Annotated in this window: 20 protein-coding genes; 1 reads left to right on the top strand and 19 read right to left on the bottom strand. The window is 40.7% G+C overall.

The genetic code is table 11. The features are described 5' to 3' along the window. Positions 1-20: 20 nt before the first annotated feature. Positions 21-1,451 carry a DHA2 family efflux MFS transporter permease subunit gene (locus tag B1B04_RS13640; RefSeq protein WP_079561999.1) on the bottom strand — a complete coding sequence of 477 codons (1,431 nt, stop codon included), beginning with the start codon at positions 1,449-1,451 and terminating at the stop codon, positions 21-23. Between the two features lie 163 nt (positions 1,452-1,614). Here B1B04_RS13640 and B1B04_RS13635 point away from each other — a divergent pair, with 163 nt between their 5' ends. Then, positions 1,615-2,154 (top strand): TetR/AcrR family transcriptional regulator, encoded by a 540-nt coding sequence (locus B1B04_RS13635; RefSeq protein WP_079561998.1) that lies wholly within the window; start codon positions 1,615-1,617, stop codon positions 2,152-2,154. Between the two features lie 129 nt (positions 2,155-2,283). Here the strand turns inward: B1B04_RS13635 and rnz are convergent, their stop codons facing one another. The 18 genes from rnz to B1B04_RS13545 form a co-directional block, all read right to left on the bottom strand. Then, positions 2,284-3,216, bottom strand: coding sequence for a ribonuclease Z (gene rnz / locus B1B04_RS13630; RefSeq protein ID WP_079561997.1), 933 nt, complete (start codon positions 3,214-3,216; stop codon positions 2,284-2,286). Positions 3,217-3,315: 99 nt separating this feature from the next. Beyond that, positions 3,316-4,152, bottom strand: a complete 837-nt coding sequence (locus tag B1B04_RS13625; RefSeq protein ID WP_079561996.1) for a class I SAM-dependent methyltransferase — start codon at positions 4,150-4,152, stop codon at positions 3,316-3,318. Beyond that, positions 4,149-5,648 (bottom strand): cobyric acid synthase, encoded by a 1,500-nt coding sequence (locus B1B04_RS13620; protein ID WP_079561995.1) that lies wholly within the window; start codon positions 5,646-5,648, stop codon positions 4,149-4,151. The genes B1B04_RS13625 and B1B04_RS13620 overlap by 4 nt, the downstream gene beginning before the upstream one ends. A gap of 188 nt (positions 5,649-5,836) precedes the next feature. Continuing rightward, positions 5,837-6,373 carry a cob(I)yrinic acid a,c-diamide adenosyltransferase gene (locus B1B04_RS13615; protein ID WP_079561994.1) on the bottom strand — a complete coding sequence of 179 codons (537 nt, stop codon included), beginning with the start codon at positions 6,371-6,373 and terminating at the stop codon, positions 5,837-5,839. Positions 6,374-6,387: 14 nt separating this feature from the next. Further along, positions 6,388-6,948 carry a nitroreductase family protein gene (locus B1B04_RS13610; RefSeq protein WP_079561993.1) on the bottom strand — a complete coding sequence of 187 codons (561 nt, stop codon included), beginning with the start codon at positions 6,946-6,948 and terminating at the stop codon, positions 6,388-6,390. 39 nt (positions 6,949-6,987) lie between these two features. After that, positions 6,988-7,755, bottom strand: coding sequence for a uroporphyrinogen-III C-methyltransferase (cobA, locus tag B1B04_RS13605; RefSeq protein ID WP_079561992.1), 768 nt, complete (start codon positions 7,753-7,755; stop codon positions 6,988-6,990). Beyond that, positions 7,752-8,390 carry a precorrin-2 dehydrogenase/sirohydrochlorin ferrochelatase family protein gene (locus B1B04_RS13600; protein WP_079561991.1) on the bottom strand — a complete coding sequence of 213 codons (639 nt, stop codon included), beginning with the start codon at positions 8,388-8,390 and terminating at the stop codon, positions 7,752-7,754. Before B1B04_RS13600 ends, cobA begins: the two co-directional genes overlap by 4 nt. Beyond that, complete coding sequence (locus tag B1B04_RS13595; RefSeq protein ID WP_079561990.1) at positions 8,383-9,750, bottom strand: cobyrinic acid a,c-diamide synthase CobB; 1,368 nt, start codon at positions 9,748-9,750, stop codon at positions 8,383-8,385. The genes B1B04_RS13600 and B1B04_RS13595 overlap by 8 nt, the downstream gene beginning before the upstream one ends. A gap of 11 nt (positions 9,751-9,761) precedes the next feature. Continuing rightward, a complete protein-coding gene (locus B1B04_RS13590; protein WP_079561989.1) occupies positions 9,762-10,883 on the bottom strand; it encodes a cobalt-precorrin 5A hydrolase in 1,122 nt (373 codons plus the stop codon). Continuing rightward, the gene (gene cobM / locus B1B04_RS13585) at positions 10,876-11,661 is read right to left on the bottom strand and encodes a precorrin-4 C(11)-methyltransferase (protein WP_079561988.1); all 786 of its coding nucleotides are present in this window, start codon (positions 11,659-11,661) and stop codon (positions 10,876-10,878) included. Before cobM ends, B1B04_RS13590 begins: the two co-directional genes overlap by 8 nt. After that, positions 11,661-12,368: a precorrin-2 C(20)-methyltransferase gene (gene cobI / locus B1B04_RS13580; RefSeq protein ID WP_079561987.1), complete on the bottom strand. Its 708-nt coding sequence runs from the start codon at positions 12,366-12,368 to the stop codon at positions 11,661-11,663. The genes cobM and cobI overlap by 1 nt, the downstream gene beginning before the upstream one ends. Continuing rightward, positions 12,361-13,581, bottom strand: coding sequence for a precorrin-6y C5,15-methyltransferase (decarboxylating) subunit CbiE (gene cbiE / locus B1B04_RS13575; protein ID WP_079561986.1), 1,221 nt, complete (start codon positions 13,579-13,581; stop codon positions 12,361-12,363). The genes cobI and cbiE overlap by 8 nt, the downstream gene beginning before the upstream one ends. After that, positions 13,538-14,671, bottom strand: a complete 1,134-nt coding sequence (locus tag B1B04_RS13570) for a cobalt-precorrin-5B (C(1))-methyltransferase (RefSeq protein ID WP_079561985.1) — start codon at positions 14,669-14,671, stop codon at positions 13,538-13,540. Before B1B04_RS13570 ends, cbiE begins: the two co-directional genes overlap by 44 nt. Further along, entirely contained in the window at positions 14,671-15,330 is a 660-nt protein-coding gene (locus B1B04_RS13565; protein ID WP_079561984.1) for a precorrin-8X methylmutase, read from the bottom strand. Before B1B04_RS13565 ends, B1B04_RS13570 begins: the two co-directional genes overlap by 1 nt. Positions 15,331-15,342: 12 nt before the next feature. Continuing rightward, complete coding sequence (gene cobK / locus B1B04_RS13560) at positions 15,343-16,104, bottom strand: precorrin-6A reductase (RefSeq protein WP_079561983.1); 762 nt, start codon at positions 16,102-16,104, stop codon at positions 15,343-15,345. Then, positions 16,101-16,985 (bottom strand): sirohydrochlorin chelatase, encoded by an 885-nt coding sequence (locus B1B04_RS13555; RefSeq protein ID WP_079561982.1) that lies wholly within the window; start codon positions 16,983-16,985, stop codon positions 16,101-16,103. Before B1B04_RS13555 ends, cobK begins: the two co-directional genes overlap by 4 nt. A 14-nt stretch (positions 16,986-16,999) precedes the next feature. Beyond that, entirely contained in the window at positions 17,000-18,670 is a 1,671-nt protein-coding gene (gene cobJ, locus B1B04_RS13550) for a precorrin-3B C(17)-methyltransferase (protein WP_079561981.1), read from the bottom strand. Between the two features lie 4 nt (positions 18,671-18,674). After that, complete coding sequence (locus tag B1B04_RS13545; RefSeq protein ID WP_079561980.1) at positions 18,675-19,046, bottom strand: (2Fe-2S) ferredoxin domain-containing protein; 372 nt, start codon at positions 19,044-19,046, stop codon at positions 18,675-18,677. Between the last annotated feature and the right edge of the window lie 4 nt (positions 19,047-19,050).

Genomic DNA, 19,050 nt, shown 5'->3' with positions numbered 1-19,050 from the left:
ATTCGTTGAAATATATACAATCACAAACTATTGTTTACTCTTTTTTTAGATGGAACAAATAAAGTTAAAACAAATGCGAGTATCGCTAAGATTGTCATGAAATAATAAGCATCACTTGAACCAAAAATGGAAGCAAGCGTACGTATACCTTCAGCCGTGGCATTCGGTGTTCCTACTAGCAATGTTTTTGCATGGTTTGCCGTTTGTGCTGTAAAAATTGTAATGACGACAGCAGATCCAATAGCACCTGCAATTTGTCGTAATGTATTATTCACTGCTGTACCATGTGTGACAAGTGTTTTAGGTAAGGCATTCAAACCAGCTGTGTTCAACGGCATTGTGATAAAACTCAACCCTATACGTAGAAAAATGGTACGTATCATTAAAAAGCTAAATGTTGTTGTTTCTGTTAAATCTGTTACAACCCACATGGAAGGAATGACAAAAATCAAACCAATAATAAATAACGGCTTTGCACCAAAGCGGTCATACATTTTTCCTGTCACTGGAGACATAAAGGCATTTACAAGAGCACCCGGTAATAATAATAAACCTGCATCTAATGCCGTAAACCCTCTTCCATTTTGTAAATATATCGGTAATAAAATCATATCCGCATACATCATCATTGTGACAATAATGTTGATGATGGACGTTAGCGTAAATACTTTATTTTTAAAAACGGATAAGTTAAGAAGTGGATCAGAAGATTTCATTTGTCGAAGACAGAATAATGCAGTAGTCATTATCCCCACAAGTATAGTGACGATTACAATGTTATCATCCCAGCCATGGCTACCTGCATTACTAAAACCATACAAAATAAGACCAAAGCCAATTGTTGATAAAATAACACTCATTACATCTAACTTCGTATTTGCAGTTTCTGAAACATTAATTAAATATTTCATTGCCATGAATATAACGATCACGACAAATGGAATTATCCCGATAAATAACCAACGCCATGAATAATAATCTATAACGAAGCCTGCTAAAGTTGGTGCAATGGCTGGAGCGAAAATCATAGCAAGCCCAATTAACCCCATCATACTGCCTCTTTTTTCAGGAGGGAAAATAAACATGACGATGCTCATTAGCAATGGCATAATAATTCCTGCTCCAACCGCTTGAATCATACGACCTATTAATAAGGTTGTGAAGTTCGGAGCTACCGCACAAAAAATAGAGCCTACTAATAAAAACAGCATTGAACTGATAAATAATTGGCGAGTTGAAAAACGTTTCATTAAGTATGCTGTAATAGGGACTAGCACCCCGTTTACTAACATAAAACCAGTAGCTAACCACTGTACGGTTGTAGCAGAAACGGAAAAAACGCCCATTAAATTACTCAATGCAACGTTTAACAGCGTTTGATTAAGAGTAGATAAAAAACACCCGAAAATTAATACTGTTAATAATACTTTTTTATTTATTGATTCCGACATTTCATTCTGCCTCTTTCTACTTGTTTTATTAACACAATGTCAATAAAATAGATAATAACACGTTTATTTTTTCATTCCTATTTACAATTTTTCAAGAAGTGTCAATTAAACAACAAAAATAAAAATACTATTAATTAAATTTGTATTTAATAGATAAAGGAGAATGAAATTGACCACACAAAAAAAGCAAGACCCACGAGCAATTCGCTCTAAACGGGTCTTTAAAGAAGCTGTCGTAGATATATTAATTGAAAACCCCGATATTTCGAAACTTACAGTACAAAAAATAGCCCAACGTGCAGAGTTAAATCGAGCAACTTTTTATTTACATTTTGTCGATATAAATGATTTATTAAAACAAGTTGTTTACGATATTTTCGACGACTTGTTGTCGAAAATGTCTCCGTCTTTACAAATTGATAATTTAAATAATCAAGAACAACTAATTACGTTTTTAGATTATTTTTATAAGCATAGGAAAATTTTAGCTGTGCTATTTGAGCACCCTGGTTTCATTAAAAAAATGCATATGACATTAAAGGACTTGATTGTCATACAACGTAAAAGTGAAGGTGCTGATAGTACACTATCAATGGATATTCTCGCCTCTTCAATACTTGGGATCCTTATGTGGTGGCTCAGAAATGGGGTTCATTTTAGCTCCGAGTATATAGCAAATCAAATCGTTGAATTATATCGATAAAAAGGTCTCATTTAAAGTACACCTATTCTGCCCATGCTTTTGCAGAAAAAACTTTGCTAAATAAACATAAAAGTAGCTTTTAAATGAAGTGTCATTTAAAAGCTACTTTACGTTTTTGGATGAAAGAAGTTAAATTAACTTATTGTTATTCCATGTAAATACTGTTTGATCGGATGTAAGGAAGGTTTGTGAGAAAATCTCCTGTGCATCTGCTAAAAATTCCGGTAAATCATGTGGTAAAAAGCGTGCACTTAAATGGTTCAGAAGTAAATAGTTTGCGCCTGCTTGTTGTGCCACCTTAGCCGCTTCAACATTCGTAGAGTGTCCATAGCTCGCTGCTAAATCTGTCGTAGTGCCATCAAAGGTCGCTTCATGAATAACGATATCTGCTCCATTAGCTAATGAAACAGCCTCTGGACAGTATTTTGTATCGCCTAATATCGTGAGCGTAAAACCTTTTTTCGGCGGAGCAACGACATCTTTTGCATAAACAATTGTGCCATCTGCAAGCCCAATATCTTTCCCAGCTTTTAGTTGTCCTAACATCGGGCCTTTAGGAACACCTAGAACCTGTGCTTTTTCCATTAACAATTCACCAGGTAAATCTTTTTGTTCAATACGGTAGCCAAAGCATGGAACTACATGTCGCAATTCACTTGCACTTACTGTGAAGTGTGCATCCTCATAAATAACACCTTCATGGACTTCAACAAATTGTAATGGATATGTTAAATGTGTCTTTGATAAGGCTAAGGTTTGCTCAATCCATTGCTGTAAACCTTGAGGGCCAAATATTGTTAATGGTTCATCCCCACCTTGAAATGAACGAGAGCTTAAAAAGCCAGGTAGTCCAAAAATATGGTCACCATGTAAATGTGTAATGAATATTTTCGTTACTTTACGTGGCTTTAACGATGTGTGCAAAATTTGATGTTGAGTTGCCTCTCCACAATCAAAAAGCCACATTTCCCCCAATTCATCTAAAAGCTTTACCATTAGGGCACTTGTATTTCGTTCCTTTGAAGGCATTCCTGCGCCTGTTCCTAAAAAATGTAGTTGCACATATGCCACCTCACTTCTATATCTATATCGCTTTATTGTACCCTATCGCTCCCAATAAAAAAAACCTTTGGTCATTAGTTTTGTCCAAAGGTTTAATAATTATTTCGGCTCCCATGTTACGAGTGCAGCATGAAAATCATGTCGATAATAATAACGTCCATTCTTTTCTTCAATAAACGGCATAAGCGACTCCTCGACATGCGCTCTATTAAAATCAGTATTTAATATTTTTTTACTTTGTGTTGTTACAAGCTGCTCATAGCTGTCATATTCATATACTCGTTCTAATGGGATGATTTTGCATTCGGCATAAATATCCATTTCATACAGCAAATTTAAAAATTCTATATAATCTCTTCGCGGAAATTTAATATCGTAGCCATACTTTTCGTATAAAATTTCATAATGGGGTTGAATCGGCCCTGTCGTCATGCCAATAATTGCACGCTTTTTAGCTAGACGATTCATATGGTAAAGTGCTGATTTGATATCATACATACGATAAAAGCAATTGACACCGATGACGATATCGTGCGCTTCTACTTCATCTTCAGCAAGGTTTTCCCATTTTGTATGAAGATAAGAAACATGTTGCCTATCTTCCATGCAATTTTCTAGATAACTAAGGATACTTGCTGAGCTATCTACACAAGTTAGCTTTCGCACATGATCAGCAAGCGGAAATGTATAATTACCCCAGCCTGGACCAATTTCCAATACCGATTGCTCGGGTTGAATACTTTTTTTAATTTCGTGAAAAATTTTTGCAGCATAAGGATCTGTTTGACCAGCCTTTTTACGGGCGATGGACTGCGCCCAAAACTGCTCCTCTAATTGATCATTGACCATTCTCTCAGGCATTTGGCCATGCCAGTCTTTCATACCTTCCTGCCATAACGCCTCATAATCAATAGCTAACGGACCTTTTCTTGTCATACAGGTACCTCTAAATTCATAATTTCGTATACTTTTTTCATATCAAGATTCGCACGCACATGCTTTGCCAGCATATTGTATGCGTCTTCTCTACGTTCTGCGTCACTTTTTACATCACTTGGTAAAGCAGCGAGGCCTTTTTTCAAGCGAATGTCGTTGATGAGCTGTCGTGTAAAGGTGCGATTATGGAATAAGCCGTGGAAATATGTTCCGACCACTAATTCATCTGCACTTACTGCCCCATCTACGCGCCCATCTGCAAGCTGTAAAAATGGTGATACTTCATCGCGTAAAATTTTTGTACGCCCAAGATGAATTTCATAGCCAGTAAACGTATCCTGCCCTCTTGTTCCTGTCATTTGAACTGTCTTTTTATCGCCAACAAATACTGTTTCCATTGGCAATAATGCTAGGCCTTGCCCTGACTCGCCATTTCCTTCTACTGCATCAGGATCTAGCAACGTTTCACCAAGCATTTGGAAGCCACCACAAATGCCAATAATTTTTGTCCCTCGTGCACGTAAATTAGCGATCGCTTTATCGAAGCCCTGTGCCTTTAACCAAGCTAAATCATCCATTGTACTTTTTGTTCCAGGTAAAATAAGTAAATCGGGAGTACCAAGCTCATTGACATTGCCGATTAAACGTACACCAACCTCTGGCTCATCGAAAAATGGATCCACATCTGTAAAGTTTGAAATGCGCGGCAAGCGAATCATGGCCACATCCACTGCAAACTCTCCAGGCTTAGGCTTTTTAAAGCGTAATGAAGATAATGCTAGTGAGTCTTCAGCCTCTATATTGACCTCTACATACGGTACAACTCCAAGGACAGGAATCCCCGTTTCACGTTCTACCCATTCAATGCCATCATCAAGTAACTCACGCATTCCTCTGAATTTATTAATAATCAGACCTTTTACACGTGCGCGTTCTGCATCGTCAAGTAATGCGAGCGTTCCAACAATCGATGCAAACACGCCACCTCGATCGATATCTGCCACTAGCACAACTGCAGCATCCGCTAGATGAGCCATGCGCATATTGGCTATATCACGGTCTTTCAAATTAATTTCTGCCGGGCTTCCCGCACCTTCCAGGACAATAACATCATATGTATTTTGTAAAGTTCGCACCGACTTTTCAACGATTGGCATCGCTTCTTGGACGAATTGATTGCGATAGCTCTTAGCGTCCATATTTAAAAAATGCTTACCATGAACAATCACTTCCGATACCATATCCTGCTTAGGTTTTAGCAATATCGGATTCATATCCGTAGTAGCGACAACACGTGCCGCCTCTGCTTGTACACCCTGTGCACGACCAATCTCCCCGCCATCTTGAGTTACAAACGAATTCAGGGCCATATTTTGCGATTTAAACGGTACTACCTTTAGCCCATCATCAGATAAAATACGGCAGAGCGCAGTACATATCATGCTTTTCCCTACATCAGAAGCCGTTCCTTGAATCATGATAGATTTTGCTGGCATAGTCTTCTCCCCTTCCTTATTTTTTGTTGAAGTGCGGGTATTTCACCCCAAATCACGGGTATTCTTCCTCGTTCCGCGGGTATTTCACTTCAAAGCGCGGGTATTTCACCCAAAATCGCGGGTATTCCGCCTCGTTCCGCGGGTATTTCTCCAATACACAGGTAAGCCTCCGACGCGCTGCGCATCAATTAAAACTCTAAACCTTTAACTGCTGGTATGCCTTCGTCATAATAGTGCTTTGATGCATCAATTGTTGATACTAAATCGGCCATGTCCACAAGTGCTGGGTTGGCGCTACGTCCGGTTACTACTAAATGCATGGTAGATGGGCGCTGCTGAATGGCTTCGATGACTTCGGATAATGGGAGCACATCATCGATTGGGAATTTTGTTATAGCAAGTGCGTTGTTGAGTTCGTCTAATACGAGTAGATCAATGCTGTCGTCTTGCAGGGCGGCCTTTGTTTTTTCCCATGCCTTTGCTAAAGCGGCACGATGCTCCTCGGGGGTTTTTGTCCAAGTAAAGCCGATGCCCATTTGCTCCATTTCTACGCCAAGCTTACGAAGAGCAATCTGCTCTCCGTATGTACGCTCTGGTGATTTAATAAATTGCATGTAACGTACATTAAGTCCTCGACCAACTGCGCGCAATGTGACGCCGAGAGAAGCCGTTGTTTTGCCCTTCCCTTCACCTGTGTAAACTAAAAACAAGCCTTTTCTAGCCATTTTTCAAGCCTCCCTTAAAGCCATGTTGTTTTTTCTTCAGATGGTGTACGTTTCTTGTCTTTAAGCTCTTGCTCTTCTGGATAGCCAATAAAGATTGTTCCTACTACCTTTTGTGATTCACTTGCGCCAATGAATGTATGCATACGTGGATCATGAACAAGCCCTACACCACGTGTACGCCATACAAAGCCAAGCCCTAGTTCCTCTGCTGCAAGCCACATGGACATGATGGCGCTACATACAGCAAAAACATTATCTGCTGTCGCATCTGCATCGTCTTCTACAATATCTGCTGTCACAACAATGGCCACTGGCGTTGTTTGAACAACCTTTAACGAGCTCTCTACTAAATTAGGTTTAGTTGGGAATCGCTCTTGCAAATAAGCACTTGCCATTTCTTCATAGCGTCTCATCGCATCATCTTGAATTACATAAAAATGCCATGGTTCACGCATACGGTCATTTGGAGCATATGTGGCAGCTTGTAAAATTTGCTCGATTTTCTCTTTTTCAACAGGCTGCGTCGTGTAATTGCGAATCGCTCGACGATTTTTTAAAGCCTCGATTACTGTCATGGTCTATTTCCTCCTTATGCGCAAATACGTTTTATTCCCTTATGTAAAGGCAAGTCCTTGCTCTTCAAACCATTGAATTTTCTCTCGTACATTGACAACCTCGCCAACGACAATCATGGACGGGTTATGGTAGCCTTCTCGTTCAATAATAGTAGCTATTTCATCAAGCTGACCTGTAATGGTACGCTGTTGATCTGTTGTTCCCCACTCAATTACAGCGACTGGGGTTGTTGCCTTACGACCATTTTCGATGAGTTTTCGAGAAATATAAGCGATATTGCCGACACTCATATAAAAGGCAACTGTATCGATACCTGTTGCAAGTGCAGGCCAATTTAAAAAGTCCTGTCCTTTTTCCTCACGGCCATGTCCTGTTACAAGAGCGAAACTTGTCGCAAAATCACGGTGTGTTACAGGAATACCAGCATACGCTGGGGCAGCAATTCCTGCTGTAATACCAGGTACGATTTCATAAGCAATGCCATGATTTTTTAAAATTTCCGCTTCCTCTGCACCACGACCAAAGACGAATGGATCGCCACCCTTTAAACGTGTGACTATCTTGCCTTCCTGCGCTTTTTCGACGAGTAATGTATGAATCTCGTCTTGAATTAAGTGATGCTTACCAGGTAATTTACCGCAGTACACAAGCTCAGCATCTTTTTTCGCAAACTCTAACAATTTTGGGTTCACAAGACGGTCATATGCAATAACATCAGCCTTTTGAATACATTCTAGCCCGTACACTGTAATGAGCTTTGGATCTCCTGGTCCAGCTCCAACTAAATACACTATTCCGTCTTTCATCGCGCTTCTCCAATCAGTATTTGTTGTAAAAATGCTTCACGTCTATCAATCTCTCCATTACGTGTCCATTCTAGTAGGCTCGGTTCAAGTAATGATTGTAAAGCTTTACGTCTTTGTGGGCCTTTTTCAAACTTAGCAGCAATCATTAAACGTGCCTGCTGTAGGAAGCATACGTAGTCATCATAAACCTCATCAAATTGCTCTTCGAGATCAGCCTTGATTTTACGTGCTAATGCTGGACTTGCACCTGACGTTGAAACTGTCAACACTAAAGGACCACGACGCACTGTTGCTGGCGTTATAAAGTCGCTTTCAGCCTGTGCATCTGCGCGGTTGATAAGCTGCCAATGCTGGGCTGATTCTTGTACAGCCTCATTTACTGACGTATCATTTGTTGCCGCAATAATGAGCGATGCATCATCTAAATCACGCGGTTCAAATTCTTTTTCATGCCAAGTAATTTGACCGGATTCCGCAAGTGGCAACAATGAGTTATCTAGAGTAGGGCTTACAACGACAATATTCGCTTTAGCCGGTAGTAATGATGCAACCTTCTGTGTTGCAACGTGACCCCCACCAACAATTACTACGGTTTTATATTCAATGTTAATGTGAATAGGAAAATAATTAGTCATGATTTTTCACCTTCTTACAAGCTGTTAACCAATTGTCAACAAGCTTTGGGTTAGATACGAAATGAAAATGCGTATAGCCAGCTACTAAATTTCCTGCTTGGTATCCCTCTTGTTTGTTACCAAAGCGCCCCTTCGTTTCATAAGCCGGGGTATTATGTGAACCGCTATATTTTGAATAGTGGAATTCATGTCCCTTAGCTTCTTCATCCGTACCAATTAAAAAATTATGTTGTGTGCCAAAAATTTCTCGGTAGCCAAGAGCAGCAAGCTTTGTTTGCATTGCTACTTCCCCCGGAATAACACCAACCATGTCATAACAGTCACCGTTGCTATTCGTAATAGCCTCCGTCAAATACATAAAGCCTCCACACTCAGCTAATGTTGGTAGACCTTTGGCAACTGCTTCACGAATAGACTGTTTAGCATTCGAATTTTCCGCTAAAATATCTGCAAATTCTTCTGGGAAGCCCCCCCCGATATACAATCCGTCTGCTTCAGCAGGTACAGGCTCATTTGCAAGTGGTGAGAAAAATTGAAGCTCTGCTCCTTTTGCACGCAGCAGATTCAAATTCTCTTCATAATAGAAGTTAAACGCGGCATCCTTTGCTACGGCAATGCAAATATTTTGAGATGGTTGTTCCGCAAATAGTTGCCCTGATTCTTGTAGAACAGGTGCCTTTGTTAATTCAAGCAATTGATCTAAATCAATGGTCTCTGCCATTAAAGAGCCTAGCTTTTCAAAAAATGTATCGAGTTCTCCTCGTTCGATTGCAGGGACTAATCCTAAATGTCGACTAGGAATATCAATACCTTCCTCACGCTTCAAATATCCAATCACAGGAATACCGCACTCCTGCTCAATAGCAGCCTTTGCAATTTCATAATGACCGACACTACCGACTTGGTTGGCAATGACACCAACGATATTCGGTTGATCTGACAACATTTGAAAACCTTTCACAACTGCTGCTACACTTCGCGCCATACTTGCACAATTGACAATTAAAATAACCGGACTTTCTGTTACAACACTAATGTCTGCTGCAGAGCCAGCATCCGATAACGGACTTTTGCCATCATAAAAGCCCATAACTCCTTCAATAATGGAAACATCAGCATCTTTGCTTGCGCGCGCGACAATATCGCGCACTGCTTCATGTGAAAACATCCAGCTATCGATATTGCGCGATACCCGTCCGGTTACGGCAGTATGATAGGTAGGGTCAATATAATCGGGACCACATTTAAAGCCCTGCACAATTTTGCCTTTTTCCTGTAATGCTTTCATGAGTCCAATGGTAAAGGTTGTTTTACCAACACCACTGCCAGTACCAGCTAGTACAAAGCGATTCGTTTGCATAGGCTTCCTCCTTAAAATGTTAATCTAGCAACAGAGATTGTAGCATTGCCCGATTTTTTCTTTTCTAGCTCAAGCGATTCCACCTGCGCATAACGCATTGCTGCAGGCTCACTCACCCCGTATGCTCCTGTATATTTAAATACGGTTTCCGAAGGTGATGGGAAATCAATTTCATTTAATTCCGCCGGTGAATATGTTACAAATTCCCAATCGTATTTCTTTGTTATTTCTAGGAAGCATTCCTCGTCTTTCTTTAAATCAATCGTGCATAGCGCTTTGACACTTTTTTTCGAAAGCTTCAGCTCTGCAAGAGTTTCATCAATGATTTGCTCAATTTCTTCCACAGATGTCCCACGATTACAGCCCATGCCAAGCACCACCGATTTCGGTCGATAAATAACACCATTTTCAAGAAGCACTTCTTCCTCTTGTTCAATGATGCGGTCAGTAATGAGCAATGTCGCATGTGGTTTCACTTCAATCGCTGCATATGTTGATGGATAAATCTTAATTTGCTCTGGCATCGCTGTATCACGCATCCACCAGTCACGTTCCCCTGTTTCCTGAACGATTGCGACGTGCTCCTCGTTGACAACAGACGCACTCACAGGTGTCAGTTTATCGGCACTATCCCATACCCATCCAAAACGTGCCCCAAATAAATCAACCGGAATCGTTTTTTGCACATCTGAAGCTGTCGTAATAATTGGATTTGCTCCAAGCGCTGCGGCAACTTCATGTGTCAGCTCATTTGCGCCACCAAGATGTCCCGATAAAACACTAATTACATTTTCACCACGATCATCAATAACAACTACGCCTGGATCTGTCTTTTTATCCTTTAAAATCGGTGCTATCATGCGGACAACTGCACCGAGTGAGATGATTAAAATTAAGCCTTTATATTGCTTAAAAAGAGTAGGGAGCAGTAAACGCACAGTACCTGTAAACATTTGAATATGCTTTTCTGCTTCATCACCCTGTTCAAATTTACTCATGTAATATAAGTCGCTCGCAGCAAAAGTATGCTGCAAGCGACGTCCAATTTGAACACCATGCTTTGTAATGGCGACAACTGCATAAGGATTTCGTTGGTCAACCTCTGGTAAGACGCCCTCTTGTAACTCAATCACTTGTCTTCACACCTTTTCTAAAGCCATGTGTGAAAGTAGCATCATATAATTTCGAACGATATTGATCCTTATCATGAATATTCGGATCTAATGCCCAACCAGCTAAAATCATCGCATGCTTACGAATACCGTTCACACGCATTGCTTCATCCAGTTCAATTAATGTTGTACGTACAATTTTTTGATCTGGCCAAGATGCTCGTTGAATAACAGCTATCGGTGTATCATCTGCCCAACCAGCATTCTGTAATTCTTTTACTATTTTCTTAGTTAACGTTGCACTCAGGAATAATGCAATTGTACAATGGTGACTCGCTAAATCGCGTAGTTTTTCAAATTCTGGTACAGGTGTACGTCCTTCGGCACGCGTTAAAATAAGTGTTTGTGTTAAATCAGGAATTGTTAATTCAGCTCCGATTGCCGCTGCGGAAGCGAAGACAGAGCTAACACCAGGAATAACCTCGTAGCCAATGCCTTCTTTTTTTAATAGTGCCACCTGCTCCATAATCGCTCCATACATTGCAGGGTCTCCTGTATGCATACGAGCTACTACTTTCCCCGCATTGACACGATCTACCATAACCGCTACCATTTCCTCTAAATGCATACCTGCCGTACGAATAACCTCTGCATCTGGTCGTGCCTTTGCAATAAGGTCCTCACTTACTAAAGAATCTGTATACATAACAACGTCCGCTGTTTGTAGCATATGTAAGCCTTTAACTGTAATGAAATCTGGATCACCAGGACCAGCGCCGACAATATATATTTTCTTCATTATTTACGCACCACCATTAACGTTAAATATTCTAGATCGACACCGTCTAGTTCGCGTACATCCCAAATGATTTCCTCATCGGATGTTACCTTCGTTACGACTGACGCTTTATCAAGTAAATCTAAATCACGTAGTACTTCAAGCATTAAATCAATAACCTTCGCTACTTTTATGAACACTACTGCATCGTGACTTTCAATCGCTTCACGCATAGCCTCATAGTCGTCATGAGCAGGTACAATGGCAACACGGTCATCGCCATCTGCGAGCGCAATTCCAAGTCGTGATGCTGAACCGTTGAACGAAGAAATACCAGGAACTGTTCGAATTTCAACTTCAGGGTGCATGTCCTGCATTAGCTTCATCATATGGATGAACGTACTATATAATAATGGGTCTCCTTCTGTTACGAATGCGACGTCCTTACCTTCTTTTAATTTTTCATAAACAAGTTGAACTGATTTCGTCCATTCACGTTCTAATACAGCTTCATCCTTTGTCATTGGAAATACTAAGCCAAGCATATCCTTTTCTTCTGGGTTAATGTAGACATCTACGATACGATGTGCATAGCTTTTACTGCCTTTTAATTTTTTCGGATACGCGATAACAGGCGATTCCTGAATGACACGGAATGCCTTAACTGTAATTAACTCTGGATCGCCAGGACCTACGCCCAAGCCATATAAAATACCAAGATTACTCATGATTTTCTTCCTTTCGATATGCAGAAATAATGTAAATCGGATTTAATGGGACAAAACGTGTCATATCTAATATTGGTTTGCTGCGTGCAAGTTGTGCCTGCAATATGTCAACAGCAAAGCCACAAGATTTAAACGCTTCGACTGCCTTATATAAATTTTCAATAGTTGCAGCATTCAATACAATACGACCGTTTGGCTTTAAGCGTGAACAGCATAATTGTAAGAGCTCCACCATTTCTCCTCCTGTACCGCCGATAAATATCGCATCCGGATCAGGGAAGTTTTCAAGTCCTGCTGGCGCTTTACTATGAATAGCTGTAATATCTACACGAAACTTTTGCTGATTTTGCAAACAATTATCCAAATCAGGTGCGTTTTTTTCTACGGCAAATATTTGACCTTCTGGGGCAAGCTTTCCGGCCTCAATAGCCATCGAACCAGTACATGTACCAACGTCCCAAATGATACTATCCTTTTGTAGCTGCATTGCTTGTAAACTTAAGACACGAATTTCTTTTTTCGTAATTAAACCTTTATCGGGCTTACGCTGCGAAAATTCTTCATCATCAATACCGAGTGCATAGCGTTTCGGTACTGATGTTTGCTGTAAAATGACTACATTTAAAGGAGAAAAATCAGCCATTTCTAATTCATCTAGCGAATACCAGCCGAATTTTTCATTTGTACCCTGTAAATTTTCTGCCACAAATGCACGGTATTCTGTCATGCCAAAATGCTTTAAATAACGTGCCAACTCATTCGGATTATTTTCTGCATCTGTTAGCAGTGCCACTTTCTTTTTACCATCAATACGTTGTGCTAATCCTTTCATGGAGCGTCCATGAATACTTGTGACATACGCATCCTGCCAGCTTTCTCCCATCTTAGAAAAAGCAAGCTGCACTGAGCTCATATATGGATAAACGTCAATGTCTAGCTTTTTCGCTAAAAACCCACCGATTCCGTAAAATAATGGATCTCCTGACGCTAAAATAACTGTATTTCTCGTTTCCACAGACAATCTTTCAACTAACGCTGAAAGACCACCTTTAATCAACATTTTTTCACCGGTAAAGTTCGGGAAAAATTCTAAAACACGCTCTCCACCAACAAGCACCTCACAGTCTTCAATCCACTGCACGTATTGTGGTAGTAAGCTTTCTTGTCCGTTATCCCCGATCCCAATCAATTTCATCGATCGATGCAATGTCATCAGCCCTTCCTAATAATTGTCCCTGCATCGAATAGATCGATGTGGAAAGCGTTAAACCGCCCCTAATGTGATGTATTGATGAATAGCAGCACGCCTCACATAAGCGGTTGAAGAATGCATCATAGCCCTTTTCTGCCATAATTTCTCCGACCTGTGACGCAGTGTTTGCCTCTCGTACGTTTGTAACGGTTTCTTCATCTGCACCTATATCCACTGCTAATTGAGCTAAAAAGTTAAAATCAATAGGAGCACTTTTGGAGTGCACCATCATGACACCTTGTGCCACCTTCGAGAATTTCCCCATCATACCGACAAGCGATACTTGCTTCATACCAAGACGTTTACAATGCTTTAATGTAAAGCCTACAAAATCGCCCATTTCTATAAATGCTTCCTCTGGCAAATTAGGGTATTGTGCCATCGCATACTTTTCACTACGTCCACCAGTCGTAACAACTAAATGCTCACAACCAGCCTCTTTCGCAACACTAATCGCTTGAACAATACTAGCCATATAAGCGGAACTCGAAAAAGGCACGACGGTTCCCCTTGTGCCTAAGATGGAGATGCCTCCAATAATACCAAGTCTCCCATTTAACGTTTTTTTAGCAATTTCCTCACCTTTAGGGACGGAAATAACTACGTTAACGCCTCGTTTAATTTGAAATTCATCAAGTACGCCTTGTACAGTACTATGAATCATCTTTCGTGGTACTGGATTGATAGCTGCTTCTCCGACAGGTACTGGTAAGCCGGGCTTTGTTACGCGCCCGACACCAATTCCACCGTCTAGATGAATACCTGGACTATCCGCCCAGCTTACTGTGCCAACAATGAGTGCTTTATGGGTTGCATCTGGGTCATCACCAGCATCTTTAATCGTTTCACAGCTTACAGCTTCGTTCTGAAATGTACATTTTTCTATCGTAAAGGTTGCATCTCGCCCAATTGGTAAATGAATGGTACTTGTTTCTTGCTCTTCATTTGTAATTAAGGCAAGTAATGCAGCCTTTGTAACTGCAGTCGCACAGGATCCCGTTGTATAACCGTGACGCATGTCTTTTGGATCCTTTTTAGGCTTCCGCTCCATTATTTTTTCGCCTGTTCATCCGCTAAAAGTGAGACAGCATTCAATGCGGCAACCGTCACTGTACTACCGCCTTTACGACCAACATTTGTAATGTACGGAATACCTTCTATTTTTAATAGCTCTTCCTTCGATTCAGCAGCAGAAACGAAGCCAACTGGCATACCAATAATTAAATCTGGTTTCGCTAAACCTTCTTTAATTAAACGAATTAATTCAAGCAATGCTGTCGGCGCATTACCAATTGCGTAAATACCACCTTCATGTAATTTAGCAGCCTTTTGCATAGAGATAATCGCACGTGTTGTGTTTTGTTTTTTCGCTTCAATTGAAACGTCTTCATCTGCAATATAGCAGTGTAAATCGCCACCATGCTTTTGGAAACGTTTTTTCCCTGAACCACTTTCAATCATTTGCACATCTGCAATGACATGGCGACCTGCAAGAATTGATTTAATACCTGCTTCAATCGCTCCCGGTGTAATAATAACGCTACGTCCTAATTCAAAGTCAGCAGAAGCGTGAATGATGCGGCGTACAATTTTCCACTCGTCTTCTGAGAAATTATGCTCGCCCATTTCCTCTGCAATAATTGAGAAACTGTAATCGTAAATTTTTTCCGGGTCTACTGTTAATGGTTTGAAATCTGTTTTAAAGTCCATCTAAAATGCCTCCTAATGTGTGTTTTGTACAGCTTGCAATACATCTTCAAATGTAGAATATTGCTGTCCGTATTTGATATTTGGTCTTGCAATTAAAATCGTTTCAATGCCACATGCAAGGGCAGCGTCCAGCTTTTCATCCACCGAGCCAACCTTGCCGCTTTCTTTCGTAATCATCAATGTCACATCATATTGACGAAACAGTGCTTCGTTTAATTCCTTTGAAAACGGACCTTGTATGGCAACAATATCTCTTTGTGCCACACCGAGTGCTTCGCATTTTTCCATATTATCGAGTCGAGGAAGCATGCGCGCGATCACTCGCGTATTTTCTAAGCCATGTAATACCTTTGTAAAGGTCGCTAGCGTTTTACTGCCCGTCGTTAGCATGATAACACCACGTTTTTCAGCTGCTAAGTAAGCAGCCTCCTCGTAATCTTTCACAATCGTAATAAGTGGATGTGCATAATGCTCGTGGGCTCGCTCATAGCGAATATACGGTACATTTGCTTGCTCGGCTGCTGCCATCGCATTTTTTGAAGCTTCTTCAGCAAATGGATGAGAGGCATCTACAACTAAACGGTTTCCTTGCTCCGTAATAATCGTCGCCATTTCCTCAGCCGTTAATCGACCGACTAAATGTGGTAGGCCTACTTCTGCAAGGCTTGAGGCTGCTGAATCAGTAACGACCGTTGCTGTCACAGCGTAACCTGCTGACTGTAATTCAAGTGCTAGATTCCTTGCATCGCTCGTCCCCGCTAACATGAAGATCATTGCACTGGCTCCTCTTCATGGTGATGGTGCTCATGGTCATGGTCATGATCATGGTGGTGATGATGATGCGCATGTCCATGTACTGCCGCATAAGCACGATAGTTCTCTAAATCTTGCATACCTGTTGATGTACCATTCACAGCTTGTTCAATGCGCTCTAATAACACATTTTGTAAACGCTCATGATAGCCAAAATAGTTGGCAATTTGAATATCACAGTCAGGATATTTTTCGTTAAATTGCTTACACATCCCATTCATTCGTTCCATTAAGATACCCGTGAATAAAAAGTACGGTAGCATAATGATTTTTTTAGCACCAAGCTTCACACAGCGCTCAATTCCTTCTTCAACACGAGGATCTGTAACCCCCATAAATGCGCTTTCTACATATTGAACCGGGAGTTTCTCCCATAACAGGCGTGTAATTTTATAAAAATCACCATTTGCATATGGGTCACTGCCGCCTCGTGCAATTAATAAAACCGCGGTATCTTTATGTTCTTCTTCAGCATTAAAGCCTATTTCTGCTAAACGATCTTCTAAAATCGCAAATATTTCTTCATGGATACCGATTGTTTGACCATATGTGAACGTAATATTTGGATAATGCTCACGCGCATGTTCGATTTCTGCTGGAATATGCATTTTTGAATGTCCAGCATGAAGAAGAATAATCGGAATAACATGCACCTCTGTAGCGCCCTTCTTCACACAGTTCGTAATACCTTCTTCAATGTTCGGCGAGGCAAACTCTAAAAAACATGTTTCTACTAAAAAATTCTCATCAATACGAGGTTTCATTTGCTCGATAAACGTACGTACCTCTTCATTTCCTGCTTCTAAACGGCTCCCGTGGCCGACAAATAAAATTGCTTTCATCTCATTACCCCTCACTAGTCGCCGCATGGAGCTGGCTCAACTTTTATTTTTGAAGACATATCCTGATACGTAAAATGTAGGATCTTTTTCACACGCTTGAAGTATTTAAACAAACGTTCATTTGGATGTGCATTTGCTTTATATTCTTCGATAATGTCGGTAATAAGCGGTATTAGCTGTTCAGGCTCTAATCCTTCAACAACAGGCTGAGCCGCATGTGCTGTCCGACCAACCGGCTTGGCACCAATAAAAACATCGAATTTACTTTTACGATAAACAATGCCAATATCATCAAATACGGCTCGATAACACGCCATACCACAGCCATTAAAACCAATATTCAATGTTTTCGGTAACGACATACCACCAAGCTTTTCTTGAATCTCTTCCGCATATGGAATCGAATCAGTTTTTTCTCCATAACAGAAATCACAAGCCTTTAACGAAAGTACGTCACCAATTGGTGTTAGTAAAAAGCCTACTTCGCGAAGCTTTGCTGTAATCTCTCCTGGCTCGGACGTAGGAATTTTCAAATGAATTTGGTGGTCTGGTGTATACTCCATCGTTCCTTCCTCACCAACTACCTCAGCTAATGTCATCATTTGTTGAGGAGTAAAAAACTTATTGGCTACCCCAGGACTAACAGCTAATTCAAAAACCGATTCGATTTTTTGTTGAACGAGCTTAGGTGTTACTTTCACAGCGCTAGTTCCCTTCACCTTTGCCAGAGCTGCTGTTGCCATTTCAAGCGATGACTTTTTAGGCTTTGGTTGTGATGTTATAGCTAAACTGGGCTTTATACGATTGGCATTCGGATCTGTTGCAAAATCATTTCGCGCTGCCCCGGTTTCTTGATTCATTGCCCATGGTTCATTTTCTTCCTTCAGTCGTTGATGTGGTCGTAACGGCTGTTTTTCTTCTCCAAGTGTATATTTACGCTGATAACCACGTGGTGTAATCATTTTATTGTCATAGAAAAATGTTGATGAATTCCCGATAATAACGGTTGTTAACATGCCGATATCATGTTCAAGCATTTCTGCTAAAGTCGTCATCGTAATTTCCTGACGGTCACGATACGCGCTTTTCACAAGGCCAACCGGTGTATCGGGCGAACGATATTCTAATAAAATTCGTTGAGCCTCTACGATTTGTCTCGTACGACGTCCACTTTTTGGGTTATAAAGCGCAATAACAAAATCCGCCATTGCCGCTGCTTCTACCCGCTTAGCAATTAAATTCCAAGGTGTTAAGTGGTCACTCAAACTAATAGTACAAGCGTCGTGCATAATAGGAGCACCTAGTAAACTTGCACACGAATTAATAGCAGAAATACCTGGAACAATTTCTACTTCGATACCAGTGGCTTCCGTCCAGCCTAGCTCGATTAATACTTCATACACTAATCCTGCCATCCCATAAACACCGGCATCACCACTAGAAATAACCGATACGATACTTCCAGCCTCTGCTTGACGTACAGCTTCCTGTGCACGTGAAACTTCCTCTGTCATACCAGTACTAATAATCGACTTTGCACTAACTAAATCTTGAATAAGCTCAACATAGGTTTTATAACCAATAATCATATGACTTTGTTGTAGTGCCTCTACAGCACGAGTCGTAATATGTTTAAAGTCTCCAGGGCCAAAGCCAACTACGAAAATCTTACCTTTTTGCGCCATTTTGCTACCCCTCTTTCACCTTTTCAATACCTTTAATGGCTGTTGTTTGTGCTGTACGCTGTAAAGATCCTTCACGTAAAGTAAAGACATGCTCATTATGTAAAGATTCATGATTTAAATCTTGTACGAGTGCCTTCGCATGCTCTGTTGTCGGCACGCGGTACCAATTCCCTTGAGGATAAGCAATGACAACACAAGCATCTTTACACCTACCATTACAGCGAGTCCTTGTCGTATGTATTTCCTTATCAAGTTCCAGTACCTGTATTTCATCACGAATTGCCTGAGTAATGTCCTCAGCATCTTTTTTCATACAGCTACTACCATTGCATATAAAAAGATGTGTTTTCATCCCTTCTAAATTCCAAGTTGTCATAGTT

This window comes from Lysinibacillus sp. KCTC 33748 (assembly GCF_002237755.1).
Lineage (GTDB): Bacteria > Bacillota > Bacilli > Bacillales_A > Planococcaceae > Lysinibacillus.
Note: the sequence above shows the minus strand (reverse complement) of the source record. Positions and strands in the feature narration are given on the sequence as shown.

Bases quoted from the DNA above. Each gene is read 5' to 3' on its own strand.
- B1B04_RS13640 (WP_079561999.1), bottom strand. From the start codon at position 1,451: ATGTCGGAATCAATAAATAAAAAAGTATTATTAACAGTATTAATTTTC.
- B1B04_RS13635 (WP_079561998.1), top strand. From the start codon at position 1,615: ATGAAATTGACCACACAAAAAAAGCAAGACCCACGAGCAATTCGCTCT.
- B1B04_RS13625 (WP_079561996.1), bottom strand. From the start codon at position 4,152: ATGACAAGAAAAGGTCCGTTAGCTATTGATTATGAGGCGTTATGGCAG.
- B1B04_RS13620 (WP_079561995.1), bottom strand. From the start codon at position 5,648: ATGCCAGCAAAATCTATCATGATTCAAGGAACGGCTTCTGATGTAGGG.
- B1B04_RS13615 (WP_079561994.1), bottom strand. From the start codon at position 6,373: ATGGCTAGAAAAGGCTTGTTTTTAGTTTACACAGGTGAAGGGAAGGGC.
- B1B04_RS13610 (WP_079561993.1), bottom strand. From the start codon at position 6,948: ATGACAGTAATCGAGGCTTTAAAAAATCGTCGAGCGATTCGCAATTAC.
- cobA (WP_079561992.1), bottom strand. From the start codon at position 7,755: ATGAAAGACGGAATAGTGTATTTAGTTGGAGCTGGACCAGGAGATCCA.
- B1B04_RS13600 (WP_079561991.1), bottom strand. From the start codon at position 8,390: ATGACTAATTATTTTCCTATTCACATTAACATTGAATATAAAACCGTA.
- B1B04_RS13595 (WP_079561990.1), bottom strand. From the start codon at position 9,750: ATGCAAACGAATCGCTTTGTACTAGCTGGTACTGGCAGTGGTGTTGGT.
- cobM (WP_079561988.1), bottom strand. From the start codon at position 11,661: ATGAAGAAAATATATATTGTCGGCGCTGGTCCTGGTGATCCAGATTTC.
- cobI (WP_079561987.1), bottom strand. From the start codon at position 12,368: ATGAGTAATCTTGGTATTTTATATGGCTTGGGCGTAGGTCCTGGCGAT.
- cbiE (WP_079561986.1), bottom strand. From the start codon at position 13,581: ATGACATTGCATCGATCGATGAAATTGATTGGGATCGGGGATAACGGA.
- B1B04_RS13570 (WP_079561985.1), bottom strand. From the start codon at position 14,671: ATGGAGCGGAAGCCTAAAAAGGATCCAAAAGACATGCGTCACGGTTAT.
- B1B04_RS13565 (WP_079561984.1), bottom strand. From the start codon at position 15,330: ATGGACTTTAAAACAGATTTCAAACCATTAACAGTAGACCCGGAAAAA.
- cobK (WP_079561983.1), bottom strand. From the start codon at position 16,104: ATGATCTTCATGTTAGCGGGGACGAGCGATGCAAGGAATCTAGCACTT.
- B1B04_RS13555 (WP_079561982.1), bottom strand. From the start codon at position 16,985: ATGAAAGCAATTTTATTTGTCGGCCACGGGAGCCGTTTAGAAGCAGGA.
- cobJ (WP_079561981.1), bottom strand. From the start codon at position 18,670: ATGGCGCAAAAAGGTAAGATTTTCGTAGTTGGCTTTGGCCCTGGAGAC.
- B1B04_RS13545 (WP_079561980.1), bottom strand. From the start codon at position 19,046: ATGACAACTTGGAATTTAGAAGGGATGAAAACACATCTTTTTATATGC.